The organism is Streptomyces sp. NBC_01003, assembly GCF_045162695.1.
In the GTDB taxonomy this organism is placed as follows: domain Bacteria; phylum Actinomycetota; class Actinomycetes; order Streptomycetales; family Streptomycetaceae; genus Streptomyces.
The window spans coordinates 4,569,494-4,582,972 of sequence record NZ_CP108707.1 but is presented as its reverse complement, the minus strand read 5'-3'; the positions used below and the strand labels follow the sequence as shown (position 1 = coordinate 4,582,972).

At 72.1% G+C, this 13,479-nt stretch carries 16 protein-coding genes; 13 read left to right on the top strand and 3 right to left on the bottom strand.

The features are described 5' to 3' along the window. The first annotated feature begins 133 nt into the window (after positions 1-133). The 4 genes from alr (at position 134) to OG698_RS20805 (ending at position 3,318) form a co-directional block, all read left to right on the top strand. Positions 134-1,294 carry an alanine racemase gene (gene alr / locus OG698_RS20820; RefSeq protein WP_406104633.1) on the top strand — a complete coding sequence of 387 codons (1,161 nt, stop codon included), beginning with the start codon at positions 134-136 and terminating at the stop codon, positions 1,292-1,294. Further along, positions 1,266-2,492: an alpha/beta fold hydrolase gene (locus OG698_RS20815; protein WP_406111196.1), complete on the top strand. Its 1,227-nt coding sequence runs from the start codon at positions 1,266-1,268 to the stop codon at positions 2,490-2,492. The genes alr and OG698_RS20815 overlap by 29 nt, the downstream gene beginning before the upstream one ends. Continuing rightward, positions 2,464-2,979 (top strand): tRNA (adenosine(37)-N6)-threonylcarbamoyltransferase complex ATPase subunit type 1 TsaE, encoded by a 516-nt coding sequence (gene tsaE / locus OG698_RS20810; protein ID WP_100594855.1) that lies wholly within the window; start codon positions 2,464-2,466, stop codon positions 2,977-2,979. Before OG698_RS20815 ends, tsaE begins: the two co-directional genes overlap by 29 nt. A 135-nt stretch (positions 2,980-3,114) precedes the next feature. After that, a complete protein-coding gene (locus OG698_RS20805; protein WP_100594854.1) occupies positions 3,115-3,318 on the top strand; it encodes a hypothetical protein in 204 nt (67 codons plus the stop codon). A gap of 35 nt (positions 3,319-3,353) precedes the next feature. Here the strand turns inward: OG698_RS20805 and OG698_RS20800 are convergent, their stop codons facing one another. Beyond that, on the bottom strand, positions 3,354-3,908 hold the full coding sequence (locus OG698_RS20800; protein WP_406104631.1) for a hypothetical protein: 555 nt from the start codon (positions 3,906-3,908) through the stop codon (positions 3,354-3,356). 108 nt (positions 3,909-4,016) lie between these two features. Here OG698_RS20800 and tsaB point away from each other — a divergent pair, with 108 nt between their 5' ends. From tsaB to OG698_RS20775, 5 genes are all read left to right on the top strand, one after another. Further along, positions 4,017-4,679 carry a tRNA (adenosine(37)-N6)-threonylcarbamoyltransferase complex dimerization subunit type 1 TsaB gene (gene tsaB, locus OG698_RS20795; protein WP_406104630.1) on the top strand — a complete coding sequence of 221 codons (663 nt, stop codon included), beginning with the start codon at positions 4,017-4,019 and terminating at the stop codon, positions 4,677-4,679. A 17-nt stretch (positions 4,680-4,696) separates the two neighbouring features. Then, entirely contained in the window at positions 4,697-5,200 is a 504-nt protein-coding gene (gene rimI / locus OG698_RS20790; protein WP_406111194.1) for a ribosomal protein S18-alanine N-acetyltransferase, read from the top strand. Then, the gene (gene tsaD / locus OG698_RS20785; protein ID WP_406104628.1) at positions 5,193-6,290 is read left to right on the top strand and encodes a tRNA (adenosine(37)-N6)-threonylcarbamoyltransferase complex transferase subunit TsaD; all 1,098 of its coding nucleotides are present in this window, start codon (positions 5,193-5,195) and stop codon (positions 6,288-6,290) included. The genes rimI and tsaD overlap by 8 nt, the downstream gene beginning before the upstream one ends. Then, complete coding sequence (locus OG698_RS20780; protein ID WP_406104627.1) at positions 6,287-6,544, top strand: hypothetical protein; 258 nt, start codon at positions 6,287-6,289, stop codon at positions 6,542-6,544. Before tsaD ends, OG698_RS20780 begins: the two co-directional genes overlap by 4 nt. A 130-nt stretch (positions 6,545-6,674) precedes the next feature. Beyond that, a complete protein-coding gene (locus OG698_RS20775) occupies positions 6,675-7,679 on the top strand; it encodes an LCP family protein (RefSeq protein ID WP_406111192.1) in 1,005 nt (334 codons plus the stop codon). A gap of 4 nt (positions 7,680-7,683) precedes the next feature. Here OG698_RS20775 and OG698_RS20770 read toward each other — a convergent pair whose 3' ends face one another. Then, positions 7,684-8,298 (bottom strand): class I SAM-dependent methyltransferase, encoded by a 615-nt coding sequence (locus OG698_RS20770; protein WP_406104626.1) that lies wholly within the window; start codon positions 8,296-8,298, stop codon positions 7,684-7,686. Positions 8,299-8,479: 181 nt separating this feature from the next. Here OG698_RS20770 and OG698_RS20765 point away from each other — a divergent pair, with 181 nt between their 5' ends. Both OG698_RS20765 and OG698_RS20760 read left to right on the top strand, forming a co-directional pair. Continuing rightward, positions 8,480-8,836, top strand: coding sequence for a YciI family protein (locus OG698_RS20765; RefSeq protein WP_383087352.1), 357 nt, complete (start codon positions 8,480-8,482; stop codon positions 8,834-8,836). Positions 8,837-8,899: 63 nt separating this feature from the next. Further along, positions 8,900-10,165: an RNA polymerase sigma factor gene (locus OG698_RS20760; RefSeq protein WP_406104624.1), complete on the top strand. Its 1,266-nt coding sequence runs from the start codon at positions 8,900-8,902 to the stop codon at positions 10,163-10,165. On the opposite strand, the gene OG698_RS20755 is transcribed toward OG698_RS20760, so the two are convergent. Then, positions 10,162-11,394 carry a THUMP-like domain-containing protein gene (locus OG698_RS20755; RefSeq protein WP_406104622.1) on the bottom strand — a complete coding sequence of 411 codons (1,233 nt, stop codon included), beginning with the start codon at positions 11,392-11,394 and terminating at the stop codon, positions 10,162-10,164. The two genes, OG698_RS20760 and OG698_RS20755, sit on opposite strands and share 4 nt — an antisense overlap. Positions 11,395-11,485: 91 nt before the next feature. Here OG698_RS20755 and OG698_RS20750 point away from each other — a divergent pair, with 91 nt between their 5' ends. Together OG698_RS20750 and OG698_RS20745 are read left to right on the top strand one after the other, a co-directional pair. Continuing rightward, positions 11,486-12,433 carry a polysaccharide deacetylase family protein gene (locus OG698_RS20750; RefSeq protein WP_406104621.1) on the top strand — a complete coding sequence of 316 codons (948 nt, stop codon included), beginning with the start codon at positions 11,486-11,488 and terminating at the stop codon, positions 12,431-12,433. Positions 12,434-12,438: 5 nt separating this feature from the next. Beyond that, positions 12,439-13,425 carry a polysaccharide deacetylase family protein gene (locus OG698_RS20745; protein WP_406111190.1) on the top strand — a complete coding sequence of 329 codons (987 nt, stop codon included), beginning with the start codon at positions 12,439-12,441 and terminating at the stop codon, positions 13,423-13,425. Positions 13,426-13,479: the final 54 nt, after the last annotated feature.

Genomic DNA, 13,479 nt, shown 5'->3' with positions numbered 1-13,479 from the left:
GCCTGGCTCGTCGGGCGGTCGTGGTTCTTCGTTGTGGGGTGATTGTTGGCTTGGTGATTTGAGTTGGTGTGGGGGGTTTGAGGGGTGGTGGTCACATGGGGGTGTCGGGGGGCTCTGAGACACTGGGCGCACGATGACTGAGAGAGCAGCTGCCGTGGGCCGTGCCCGGGCCGAGATCGATCTGGCCGCTCTGCGGGCCAATGTGCGGTCCCTGCGCGATCGTGCGCCCGGGGCCGAGTTCATGGCTGTGGTCAAGGCTGATGCCTACGGCCACGGCATGATTCCCTGCGCGCGCGCCGCGCGGCAGGCCGGTGCCACCTGGATCGGTACGGCCACGCCCGAGGAGGCTCTCGCGGTGCGTGCCGCGGGGATCGAGGGGCGCGTCATGTGCTGGCTGTGGACGCCCGGCGGGCCCTGGCGCGAGGGCATCGAGGCCGATCTCGACATGTCCGTGAGCGGCATGTGGGCTCTGGACGAGGTTGTTGCTGCGGCTCGGGTGGTGGGGCGTCCCGCTCGTATTCAGTTGAAGGCCGATACCGGGCTCGGACGTAATGGGTGTCTGCCTGGTGACTGGCCCGAGCTGGTGCGGTCTGCCGTTGCTGCGGAGCGCGAGGGGCTTGTTGTTGTTTCTGGGCTCTGGTCCCATTTCGCCTGTGCCGATGAGCCGGGGCATCCGTCGATTGCCGCTCAGTTGGATTCTTTTCGCGAGATGGTCTCCTTTGCGGAGGGGGCTGGGGTTCGGCCCGAGGTTCGGCATATTGCGAATTCGCCGGGGACTCTGACTCTGCCCGAGACCCATTTCGATCTGGTGCGGCCCGGTATCGCCATGTACGGGATCTCGCCCAGCCCCGAGATCGGCACCCCCGAGGACTTCGGGCTGCGGCCCGTCATGACCCTGTCGGCCTCGCTCGCCCTGGTGAAGCACGCCCCGGGCGGGCTCGGCGTCAGTTACGGGCATCACTACGTCACCCCGGGCGAGACCACCCTGGGGCTTGTCCCCCTCGGGTACGGGGACGGGATTCCCCGGCATGCCTCGGGGACCGGGCCCGTACTCATCGGGGGCAAGTTGCGGACCGTCGCCGGACGCGTCGCCATGGACCAGTTCGTCGTCGATCTCGGCGGCGACGAGCTGAGGGCCGGGGACGAGGCCGTGCTGTTCGGGCCCGGTGACCGGGGCGAGCCGACCGCCGAGGACTGGGCGCAGGCCGCCGGCACCATCGCGTACGAGATCGTCACCCGGATCGGGGCGCGTGTTCCGCGCGTCTATGTGGACGGAGGAGCGGCACGTGAGTGAGAGCAGCGCCGAGGCCGCGGCGGGTGTCGCGAGCTGGCGGGTGGCCGGGCTCGCCGGCGCCGCGATAGGCGTCGTCGCGGCCGGTGCCGCTGCCGGTGTCGCCGTCGAGCGGCTCACCGTCGGCCGCGGCATGCGCAGGAAGGCGCGGCTCGCGCTGGATGCCTCCGGCCCGTTCGGGTCCCTGCGCGGCACCCCCGGCAAGGCCTACGCCGAGGACGGCACCGAGCTCTATTACGAGGTCGAGGAAGTGGGGTCCGAGGGCGGTGCCGCACCTCGCAGGCTCCGGCTCTTCGGTCGCAAGGCGCCCGCGCCGGTCACCGTGGTATTCAGCCACGGGTACTGCCTCAACCAGGACTCCTGGCATTTCCAGCGTGCCGCCCTGCGGGGCGTGGTGCGTTCCGTCTACTGGGATCAGCGCAGCCACGGGCGGTCCGGGCGCGGGGTCGAGCAGGCCGACGGCGGGCCCGACGTCACCATCGACCAGCTCGGGCGCGACCTGAAGGCCGTCATCGACGCCGCCGCCCCCGAAGGGCCGCTCGTCCTCGTCGGGCACTCCATGGGCGGCATGACCGTGATGGCGTTCGCCGACCACTTTCCCGAGCTCGTGGCCGAGCGCGTCGTCGGCGTCGCTCTCGTCGGGACCTCCTCCGGCAGGCTCGGCGAGGTCAGCTACGGGCTGCCCGTGGTCGGCGTCAACGCCGTGCGGCGCGTGCTCCCCGGCGTCCTGAAGATTCTCGGCCAGCGCGCCGACCTGGTGGAGAAGGGGCGCCGCGCCACCGCCGACCTGTTCGCCGGCGTCATCAAGCGCTACTCGTTCGCCTCGCGTGACGTCGATCCCGCCGTCGCCCGCTTCGCCGAGCGCATGATCGAGAGCACGCCGATCGACGTCGTCGCCGAGTTCTACCCCGCCTTTCAGGAGCACGAGAAGAGCGAGGCCGTCGAGCGGTTCGCGCAGCTCCCCGTACTCGTACTGGCCGGCGACCAGGATCTCGTCACCCCCAGTGAGCACAGCGAGGCCATCGCCGGGCTGCTGCCCGACGCCGAGCTGGTGCTCGTGCCCGACGCCGGGCACCTGGTGATGCTGGAGCACCCCGAGGCCGTCACCGACCGGCTGGCCGACCTCCTCGCGCGCACGGGAGCCGTTCCCGCAGGGGCTACCGTGGGAAGTTATGGAGACACCGCACAGCCCGGCAGCTGACGCCGCCACCGCCTCGATCACCGTCAACTCGCCCGCCCATATGGGGGACTTGGGCCGTCGCCTGGCCAAACTGCTGCGACCCGGCGACCTCGTGATGCTCACCGGCGAGCTGGGTGCGGGCAAGACCACACTGACCCGCGGGCTCGGCGAGGGCCTCGGTGTGCGGGGTGCCGTGACCTCTCCGACCTTCGTCATCGCCCGCGTCCACCCGCCGCTCGGCGACGGGCCCGCCCTGGTGCACGTGGACGCTTACCGGCTCGGGGGCGGACTCGACGAGATGGAGGACCTCGACCTCGACGTCTCGCTGACCGACTCCGTGATCGTCGTCGAGTGGGGCGACGGCAAGGTGGAGGACCTCGCCGACGACCGGCTCCATGTCGTCATCCACCGCGCCACGGGGGACACCGACGACGAGGTGCGCTCGGTGACGTTGCGTGGCCTCGGGGCGCGCTGGGCCGGCGCGGGCCTGGAGGCTCTGGCCGCCTGACTCTCGTACCTTCACCCGAACGTTCCGACATGGCGTCGGCAAAATGTTGCGCGGCGCGCGTTCCGCGTGGTCACATGGATACCAGTCCTGGTTAGGTCTACCTAACTTTGCTGCCCCGGAGCCCAGGAGGCATCCATGTCGGCTTCAGAACGTGACGTGCCGCAGCAGCCCCGCGTGGCGCCGGGGCACGGGGACATGTCCGGGATCTCCGCCTCGGGGCTGTCCATGAGCGATCTGCTCGCGTCCTGCGCCGCCGCGTCCGCCATCTCCACTCCGCCCGTTGAGCAGGGGGAGGGCAGGGGGGAGGAAGCCGGTGAGGAGCGGCGTGATGCCGCGTGAGCGTTTCTGTGGCGTGGGTCGGGTGACGGAGGGCCCTACTGGACCACGACGATCTTCTTGCCGATCGTCGCGAACTCCCACATCGCGTCGCCGTCCGCCCGCTTCTCGCGGATGCCGCCCGTCTTCTTGGCCGGGTCCGGTGCCGGCATCGAGCCGTCGACCGCCGCGCTGAAGCCGATCGTGACGCCGTCGACATTCGCGAACCGCACCACGTGCTCGATCGGTACGCCGTCGCTGCCGGTGATCGAAGCCGAGCGCGACGTCACCAGGTACCTCCCGGCCGGCGGGTTCACGGTGCTAGGCGTCACCTTGAAGGTGCGCTGCGCCTTGCCGCCCTCCGCGACCAGCCACACCCGGTCGTCGCTCACGGAGTAGACGACCCGCTCACCGGTGCCGGACTTCTCGGGGACCTCTGTCCGGTCCTTCTTCTCCTCGGGGGAGTGGGACGCGGCCGCGGAAGGGGATTTCCCGGTCTTCGGCGGGGCCAGGCTCTCCGGCGCGCTGGCCGATGCCTGGTAGGTGAGGAAGCCGACCACGGCGAGCGCCGCCGCGGTGAGCCCGGCCACGAATCCCGAGCTGCTCCGTGCCACCTGTGTGCCCACCTCTCCTGCCCGTACGTCTTTGTGGTGACGGTAGCAGCAGGCGTGCGGCTCACCGGGGCGGCCGTGGGCGGGGCGCCGGAGCCGTAGGCTGTTTGTGTGCTGCTGCTCGCGCTGGATACCGCCACCCCCGCCGTCACCGTCGCCCTGCACGACGGCTCCTCCGTCGTCGCCGCATCGAGCCAGGTGGACGCCCGTCGGCACGGGGAGCTGCTGCTGCCCGCCGTCGACCGGGTACTCGCCGAGGCCGGCGTCAGACTCGACGCCGTCACCGGCATCGTCGTCGGCGTGGGCCCCGGCCCCTACACCGGCCTCCGCGTCGGCCTGATGACCGCCGACACCTTCGGCCTCGCGCTCGGTGTGCCCGTCCACGGTCTGTGCACGCTGGACGGGCTCGCGTACGGCGCCGAGGTCGCCTCATTGGACGGTCCGTTCGTCGTCGCCACGGACGCGCGGCGCAAGGAGGTCTACTGGGCGCGCTACGAGAATCCGCGCACCCGGGTCACCGAGCCCGCCGTCGACCGCCCCGCCGACATCGCCGAGCAGGTCGCGGGGCTTCCCGCGGTCGGCGCCGGTGCCGTGCTGTACCCGGACACGTTCCCGGACGCGCGCGCCCCCGAGAACGTGTCGGCGGCCGCCCTCGCCTCGCTCGCCGCCGAGAAGCTCGCCGCCGGCGAGGAGCTCGACGCGCCGCGCCCCCTGTATCTGCGCCGGCCCGACGCGCAGGTGCCCAAGAACTACAAGGTGGTCACCCCGAAGTGAGCGCGGCTCTGCGCGAGATGCGCTGGTGGGACATCGAATCCGTGCACGCGCTCGAGAAGGATCTCTTCCCGGACGACGCGTGGTCCCGCGGCATGTTCTGGTCCGAGCTCGCGCACGCGCGCGGCGCCGGGTCGACCCGCCGTTATGTCGTCGCCCACGACGGCGACCGTCTCGTCGGGTACGCGGGCCTCGCCGCGTCCGGCACGGACTACGAAGGCGGCTCCGGCGTGGGGGCCGATGTGCAGACCATCGCCGTCGCCCGTGACCAGTGGGGCACCGGGCTCGGCGCCCGGCTCCTCACCGCCCTGCTGCGCCACGCGACCGACTTCGAGTGCTCCGAGGTGACGCTCGAGGTGCGGGTCGACAACACCCGGGCGCAGAAGCTCTACCAGCGCTTCGGCTTCGAGCCCATCGGCGTCCGCCGCGGCTACTACCAGCCGGGCAACGTGGACGCGCTCGTGATGCGTCTGACCGACCCCTCGACCTCCGTGACACCCGTACAAGGAACCGAAAATGGCTGACGAACCGCTCGTCCTCGGCATCGAGACCTCCTGCGACGAGACCGGCGTCGGCATCGTCCGCGGCCACACGCTGCTCGCCGACGCGGTCGCCTCCAGCGTCGACGAGCACGCCCGCTTCGGCGGCGTCGTCCCCGAGGTCGCCTCGCGCGCGCATCTGGAAGCCATGGTGCCGACCATCGAGCGCGCCCTGAAGGACGCCGGGGTCGCCGCCTCCGACCTGGACGGGATCTCCGTCACCGCGGGCCCGGGGCTGGCGGGCGCGCTCCTCGTGGGCGTCTCGGCGGCCAAGGCGTTCGCGTACGCGCTCGGCAAGCCGCTCTACGGCGTGAACCACCTCGCCTCGCACATCTGCGTGGACCAGCTGGAGCACGGGCCGCTGCCCGAGCCCACGATGGCGCTGCTCGTCTCCGGCGGGCACTCGTCGCTGCTGCTCTCCTCCGACATCACGTCCGACGTGCGGCCCCTCGGCGCGACCATCGACGACGCGGCGGGCGAGGCCTTCGACAAGATCGCCCGGGTGCTGAACCTCGGCTTCCCCGGCGGTCCCGTCATCGACCGGTACGCGAAGGAGGGCGACCCGAACGCGATCACCTTCCCGCGCGGGCTCACCGGGCCGCGTGACGCCGCGTACGACTTCTCCTTCTCCGGCCTGAAGACGTCCGTGGCGCGCTGGATCGAGGCGAAGCGCGCCGCCGGTGAGGACGTTCCGGTCCGGGATGTGTCGGCGTCCTTCCAGGAGGCCGTAGTCGACGTGCTGACCCGCAAGGCCGTGCGCGCCTGCAAGGACGAGGGTGTCGACCACCTCATGATCGGCGGCGGTGTGGCCGCCAACTCGCGGCTGCGGGCCCTGGCCCAGGAGCGGTGCGAGGCCGCCGGGATCCGGCTGCGCGTGCCGCGGCCCAAGCTGTGCACGGACAACGGCGCGATGGTCGCGGCCCTCGGCGCCGAGATGGTGGCGCGCAACCGGTCCGCGTCCGCCTGGGACCTGTCGGCCGACTCGTCGCTTCCGGTGACGGAGACGCACGTGCCGGGGCAGACGCACGACCACGACCATGTGCACGAGGTCGCGAAGGACAACCTGTACTCATGACCGTCGCGTTGATGTGGGAGGCCCGGGCGGCCGAGGGGCGGGGCGAGGAGCTGCTCGCCTGGGCGCGGGGACAGGTCCTCGCGGCCGAGCCGCTGCGGCGCGAGTTCTTCCGCGCCCCGCAGGACCGGGTCCTCGTCATCACCTGGTGGGAGGCGGCGTACGACGCCGAGCTGCCCGAACTGCCCGAACCTGAGGGTGAGTTGGTGACCCGGGCGGTGCACCGGTGGCGGTTCGAGGCGGTCGCTCCCGCCTGAGGCGGTCTCGCTCCGGGACGTGAGAACCGTCTGAGATTCCCGGAAGACGGCGTCTTACTGGTTTACCGTTGTAATAACTCCGACTTATGTTCGCCCTGTGAAGCGAATACAGCGTCGTCGTGGGCGTTTGGTGAAGACGGCCGGTGCCGTGGCCGGCTGCGTTCTCGTCCTCACCGGGGGCGGGGCCGCGTGGGCGTACTGGCATCTGGACCACAACATCCAGGGCGTCGACATCGACAACGCGCTCGGCGACGACCGGCCCCCGAAGCCGGCCCCGGTCACTCCCGGGCCCTCGGCGACCGCACTGCCCTCAGCGACCGCACTGCCCGCCGGGGCGCTGAACATCCTCGTCCTCGGCTCGGATTCGCGCAGCGGCAGCGAGAACTCCGCGCTCGGCGGCGGCCACAGCGAGGGTGCCCGCTCGGACACCGCGATGGTCGTCCATCTCGCCGCCGACCGCTCGTCGGCGACCGTCGTCAGCATCCCCCGCGACACTCTCGTCGAGCGGCCCGCGTGCCCGACCTCGTCCGGCGGCACCACGCAGGCCGCGTACGGCGCCATGTTCAACAGCGCTTATTCCGTGGGCGGTCCCGTCTGTGCCGTGAAGACGGTGGAGAAGCTCACCGGCGTCCGCATGGACCACTATCTGGAGATCGACTTCTCCGGCTTCGCCTCGGTCGTGGACGCGCTCGGCGGCGTGGACGTCACGACGACCGAGGACATCGATGACGACCTGAGCCACCTCCAGCTCGACGCGGGCTACCACCACCTCGACGGCAAGCAGGCCCTCGCCTTCGCCCGCACCCGGCACGGCGTCGGCGACGGCAGCGACCTCGGCCGCATCAAACTCCAGCAGCAGCTGGTCAAGGCGCTGGTGGAGAAGGTCTCGGAGAGCGATCTCCTGACGAACCCGGCCCGCCTCTACAAGGTCGCCGACGCCCTCACCGGAAGCCTCACCACGGACACCGGCCTCGACTCCCTCGGCGAACTCCAGGGCCTGGCGGGCAGCTTGAAGGGGCTGTCGGCCGATGAGGTGAAGACGGTGATGATGCCGGTGCTCCCGGCGCCGTCCGACCCCAACCGTGTCGTCGCCGACGAGCCGGAGGCCGGGAAGCTGTGGGCCTCACTGCGGTGACGCGTCAGGCGTTGTTGTACGTCAACAGATAGCGCCAGAAGAGGAGTTGACGGACTTCGCCGCCGGGGAGGAGGCGGGAGACCTCGGTGTGAATGTCGGTGAGCGACATGTCGGGTTGGCGCACGGGGGGCTGGAGGGGCGGCCGTGCGGCGCCGCGCAGCCGGTCGCTCACGTGGACCGCGGCGCGGGCAGCCGCCGCGTTCGCGGGGACGGCTACGAGGTCCCGGCGCGTCCTGCCCGCGTAGCAGCCCAGGACGAGCAGCGCGCCGCCGGGAGCGAGGGCGGCGCGCAGCCGCGTCACCGTCGCGAACGGCATGTGGTGCAGGCTCGCCAGGCAGGTGATGACGTCGTAGTGCCCCTCGGGCAGATCCGTCGCCGTCACGTCCGCCCGGCGGTAGCGGGGCCCGCCGCCCATGGCCTCCGCCTCGGCGATGACCTCGGCCGAGGGGTCGAGTGCGTCGACCGTGTAGCCACGGGCCGCCAGGCGCCGGGCGAAGCGGCCGGTGCCGCAGCCGACGTCGAGGGCGCGGCGGCCCTCCTCGCGGCCCTTCTTGCGGCCTTCCTCCGGCAGCCGGCGCAGGAGGAGCCGGTGGTAGTGGTCGTTGTGGTCGAAGGGCATGGGGCGTGATGGTGGCAGGGGGGCGGTAAGGCGCGGGTGAGGAGGGGCTGGGGGGTTGCCGGGGAGGGGTCGGAAAACTTCCCGAAGAAATTTCCGCGCGCGTGTCGATCCGCCCCGATCCCGTTCGACGCGTAGACGAGAGCGGGGAGAAGCCCCGACCGCACCGAACGAGGAGTCCACCATGCCGCGCTACATGACCTTGGTCCGTATCGACGAGAGCAAGGCCCCTGCCGAGGGCCCCAGCGAGGCGCTGATGCAGCGCATGGGCGAGCTGATCGAGGAGATGACCAAGGCCGGCGTGCTGCTCGACACCGGGGGCCTCCACCCGTCGTCCGAGGGCACCCGCATGCACTACGAGAACGGCGAGATCACCGTCACCGACGGGCCCTTCACCGAGTCCAAGGAGGTCATCGGCGGCTACGCGATCATCCAGGCCAAGGACCGGGCCGAGATCCTGGAGTGGACCAAGCGCTTCCTGAAGGTGCACGAGGAGCACTGGACGGTCACCTCCGAGATCCGGGAGATCGCCGAGGGCTGAGGGCCGAGCCACGCCGGACAGGCCCTTGGCCGCCGTGCGGCCGGGGGTGTCTGATGGTGGGCCGTGACAGCAGAACGTACTGCCGAAGCGGCCCACGCCATCGAGACCGTCTTCCGTCTGGAGGCGCCCCGCATCATCGCCGGTGTCACGCGCATCGTCCGGGACGTGGGCATAGCGGAGGAACTCGCGCAGGACGCGCTGGTCGCCGCCCTGGAGCAGTGGCCGGACGAGGGGGTTCCCGACAACCCGGGCGCGTGGCTCATGGCCACCGCCAAGCACCGGGCGATCGACCTCGTGCGCCGCAAGGAGCGATACGCGCGCAAGCTGGCGGAGGTCGGCCGTGGCCTGGAGGCCGCGCCGCCCCACCTGGACGAGCCCGCGGACCCGGACGACATCGACGACGACCTGCTCCGCCTCGTCTTCACGGCCTGCCACCCGGTCCTGTCCGCCGAGGCCCGGGTCGCGCTCACGCTGCGCCTGCTCGGCGGCCTGACCACGGCCGAGATCGCCCGCGCGGTCCTGGCCCCCGAGGCGACGGTCGCCCAGCGCATCGTGCGCGCGAAACGCACCCTCGCCACGAAGAACGTCGTCTTCGAAGTGCCCTACGGACCTGAGCGGGCGGCCCGCCTCGGCTCGGTCCTCGAGGTCATCTACCTCATCTTCAACGAGGGGTACGCGGCCACGGCGGGCGACGACTATCTGCGCCCCGGCCTGTGCGAGGACGCGCTGCGGCTCGTCCGGCTCCTGGCCGGCCTGATGCCGAAGGAGCCGGAAGTGCACGGCCTGGCCGCCCTGTTGGAGCTCCAGGCCTCGCGCTCGGCCGCCCGTACGGGCCCTTCGGGCGAGCCCGTCCTGCTCAGGGACCAGAACCGTACGCGCTGGAATCAGCTCCTGATCCGGCGCGGGTTCGCGGCGCTCGGCCGCGCGGACGCGGTGTCCACGGGCGGCGGCCCCGGCCCGTACGCCCTCCAGGCCGCGATCGCCGCCAGCCACGCGCACGCCCACACGTACGCGGAGACGAACTGGCAGGGGATCGCGACTCTGTACGGGCTGCTCGCCGCGCGTGCGCCGTCCCCTGTCGTCGAGCTGAACCGGGCGGTGGCGGTGTCCATGGCCGAGGGCCCCGCGGCCGGTCTCGCCCTGGTGGACGCCCTGGTCGGTGAACCGGCGCTGCGCGACTACCACTTGCTGCCGAGCGTGCGCGGAGACCTGCTTGAGCGGCTCGGGCGGTACGAGGAGGCGCGGGCCGAGTTCGAGCGGGCCGCTTCGCTGACCCGTAATGAGCGGGAGCGGGAACTGCTGCTGGCTCGGGCGGAGGGGTGTCGTTAGGGCGTCGCTCCGCGCCGGGTGGCGGCGGGTTCACCCGTGGCCGGCTGCGCGGGCGCGCCCAGCAGCATCGTCGGGGCGCCCGCGACGCGGGTCAGGAAGACCGTCAGCGCGTTCGGGCCGTGCCGCTTCGGCAGCGCCTTGCGGCGCAGCTCCTCCGGCTCCACCGCCGACCCCCGCTTCTTCACGGTCAGGATCCCGACCTCGCGCTCCCGCAGCAGCGCCCTCAACTTCTTTACGTTGAAGGGGAGTTGGTCCGTGATCTCGTAAGCCGTGGCGTACGGCGTCGCGCGCAGCGTGTCGGACGTGACGTAGGCGATCATCTCGTCGATCAGCCCGCCCGCCACCTCCTCGGCCACGTCGGCGACCAGGTGGGCGCGGATGACGGCGCCGTCGGGCTCGTACAAGTACCGTCCCACGGGCCGCACTTCGGGGTCGGGGAGGCCGCGGCCGATGAGTGCGCGCGGCCCGGGGAGCAGCGTCGCCCGCATGCGGCCCGGCTCGGTGCCGAACCAGAGCACGGCCTCCTTCACGTCCCCGCCGTCCGAGATCCACTCGGCGTCGGCCGCGTCGGGGATCGCCTCGTGGGGGATGCCGGGCGCGATCTTCAGGGCCGCGTGCCGGGCCCCGAGCGCCGCGCCGACCGCCCAGGACAGGGGCGGGGAGTACGCCTCCGGGTCGAAGATCCGGCCGCCCCCCTTGCCGCCGCCCCGGCGCGCGGGGTCGACGAACACCGCGTCGTACGGCTCCGTGTCGACCTGGGTGACATCGGCCTCGCGTACCTCGATCAGCCCGTCGAGGCCCAGGGCCTGAGCGTTCGCCCGGGCGACTTCGCAGGTCAGGGGGTCGCGGTCGACGGCGAGTACGGAGATCCCGGCGCGGGCCAGTGCGATCGCGTCGCCGCCGATGCCGCAGCACAGATCGGCGACGGAGCGCACCCCGAGCGCCTTGAACTCCTGCGCGCGGTGGGTGGCGACGCTCGTGCGGGTCGCCTGCTCGACGCCGTTCGCCGTGAAGTACATGCGGCTCGCGTCCGCCTCGCCGAACTTGGCCGCGGCGCGCTGCCGCAGCCGGGCCTGAGCGATGGCCGCGGAGACGAGTTCCACCGGGTGGTCGCGGCGCAGCCGGGTGGCGACGGCGAGCTCCTGGCCGGGGGTGATGCCCCGTACGTCGTCGAGGAGCGCCTGGCCCTGTGCGGAGAGCAGTGAGCTGAAGGAGGCGAGGTCGTTCACCAGGCCCATTGTGGGCCAGTCGGTGGACGGTGCGCGCCCGGCCGCGGTGTCGGGCCCTGATCAGCGCCGTGAGCTGCGAGGATCCGGCGCCATGCGACTTGTACGACAAAACGACAAAAGGGTCCTGAAGGGGACACCGGGCCGAGGGGTCCGGAACGGCCGTACGCGGGCCGGCCTCGCCGTGCTCGCCGCCTGCGCGGTCGCCTCCGGGTGCGCCGCGTCCGTCGGCACGGAAGCCGTCCGGCCGGCGCCCGGCCAGCAGCCCCTCCACGGGCCGCCCGGCCGCGCCCTCGACCCCCACGCGGGCAAGCCGGGCGCCGCCCAGGCCGCCCGGGTCGCGATGGCCAAGAAGTGGCGCCTGGCCGAGCCGCCGCTCCTCGCGCCGCCCCCGCCCGCCGACAAGCCGGTGATCAGCGCCCGCAAGGGGTTCGAGGTCCATGGCCAGGAGGATCTGCCGCCCGTCTTCACGACCGTGCCCACCAAGGACAAGGTCGTGTTCCTCACCATCGACGACGGCTCCGAGAAGGACCCGGCGTTCCTGAAGATGATGAGCGACCTGAAGATCCCGTACACCGCCTTCCTCAGCAACTACCTGGTGGAGGACAACTACGGCTACTTCAGGAAGATGCAGTCCCGCGGCGTCACCCTGAACAACCACACGCTGACGCACCCTTACCTGCCCGGTCTGTCCTACGCGGGGCAGAAGCGTGAGATCTGCGGCATGCAGAACATCATGGAGGAGGAGTACGGCAAGCGGCCCGTCCTCTTCCGCCCGCCCTACGGCAACTACAACCGGGACACGCTGCGCGCCGCCAAGTCCTGCGGGATCAAGTACGCGCCGATCTGGAACGAAGAGATGTTCGTCGACCACGTCGAGTGGCGCGAGGCGGACCGGGACCTGCACCCCGGCGACATCATCCTCAGCCACTTCCGCGGCCGCGGGGAGTGGAAGGGCACCATGCCCGACATGGTCCGCCGGCTCATGAAGTACGTCACCGACAAGGGGTACGCGGTGGCCCGGCTGGAGGACTACCTGTGAGGTCCGTGCGGGCGCGACGGGCCCCCGCGCGCACCGGGCCGCGGCGGCTGCTCGCCGCCGCCCTGGCCGCCGGTGTCCTCGCATCCGCGCTGCTCACCGGGTGCGCCCCGTCCGTGGACCCGATCGAGCGGCTCAGCAGGAAGGCGGCCGAGAAGGTCCGCCACTCGCGCCACCCGGCTCCGACGGCCACGCCGGCCGCCGGTGTGGGGCGCGGGTCGTCCTGGGGTGCGCTCGGCGCCGGGGAGGCGGCGGTTGGGGGGCCTGCCCACGCCGCGCCTCTCCACTCCCCTCAGGGCGGCGCCGCTCCGGACGCCTATCGCCGCTGGGGTCTCTCCGCGCCGCTCGCCCCGGCGCCCAGACCTCCGGCAGGCCACGCGGCCGGGGCCGGCCCGGGCTCGTACCCACTCCCGCCCGTCGTGGACCACGTCCGGACCAAGGACCGCGTCGTCTTCCTGACCTTCGACGACGGCGTGGACCGCGACCCGCACTTCGCCGACATGGTCCGGGACCTGAGGCTGCCCGTCAGCGTCTTCCTCACGGACGGCGTCGCGGGCCCCGGCCACGACCACTTCGGCATGCTGCGTGCTCTCGGCGCGGGCGTGCAGAACCAGACCCTGAACCACCACTCCCTGCCCTCGCTCCCGTACGCCGAGCAGCACGCCGAGATCTGCGGCCAGCAGGACCGGCTGAAGAGCCGCTTCGGCACCCGCCCCCGCCTCTTCCGCCCGCCCTTCGGCGAGTACGACCAGGACACCCTCCGCGCGGCCGCCACTTGCGGCGTCGACGCCGTCGTCCTGTGGCGCGCCTCGACGCGGGGCGAGGGCCTGAGTTACGCGGACGGGGACCGGCTGCGTCCCGGCGACATCGTCCGGGCCCGGTTCAGTGACCGTGCCGGGCCGCGCGGCGCGACGCTCACCGGGATGACGGCGCGGCTGATCCGCCGTATCCAGGCCCAGGGATTCGCGGTGGGGAGGCTCGAGAACTACCTGTGAGGGATGGGCCGGAGGGGCTGCGGCGGGCGGGCCGGAGGGGCCGTGCGGAGGACT

Bases quoted from the DNA above. Each gene is read 5' to 3' on its own strand.
- alr (WP_406104633.1), top strand. From the start codon at position 134: ATGACTGAGAGAGCAGCTGCCGTGGGCCGTGCCCGGGCCGAGATCGAT.
- OG698_RS20815 (WP_406111196.1), top strand. From the start codon at position 1,266: ATGTGGACGGAGGAGCGGCACGTGAGTGAGAGCAGCGCCGAGGCCGCG.
- tsaE (WP_100594855.1), top strand. From the start codon at position 2,464: ATGGAGACACCGCACAGCCCGGCAGCTGACGCCGCCACCGCCTCGATC.
- OG698_RS20805 (WP_100594854.1), top strand. From the start codon at position 3,115: ATGTCGGCTTCAGAACGTGACGTGCCGCAGCAGCCCCGCGTGGCGCCG.
- rimI (WP_406111194.1), top strand. From the start codon at position 4,697: ATGCGCTGGTGGGACATCGAATCCGTGCACGCGCTCGAGAAGGATCTC.
- tsaD (WP_406104628.1), top strand. From the start codon at position 5,193: ATGGCTGACGAACCGCTCGTCCTCGGCATCGAGACCTCCTGCGACGAG.
- OG698_RS20780 (WP_406104627.1), top strand. From the start codon at position 6,287: ATGACCGTCGCGTTGATGTGGGAGGCCCGGGCGGCCGAGGGGCGGGGC.
- OG698_RS20770 (WP_406104626.1), bottom strand. From the start codon at position 8,298: ATGCCCTTCGACCACAACGACCACTACCACCGGCTCCTCCTGCGCCGG.
- OG698_RS20765 (WP_383087352.1), top strand. From the start codon at position 8,480: ATGCCGCGCTACATGACCTTGGTCCGTATCGACGAGAGCAAGGCCCCT.
- OG698_RS20750 (WP_406104621.1), top strand. From the start codon at position 11,486: ATGCGACTTGTACGACAAAACGACAAAAGGGTCCTGAAGGGGACACCG.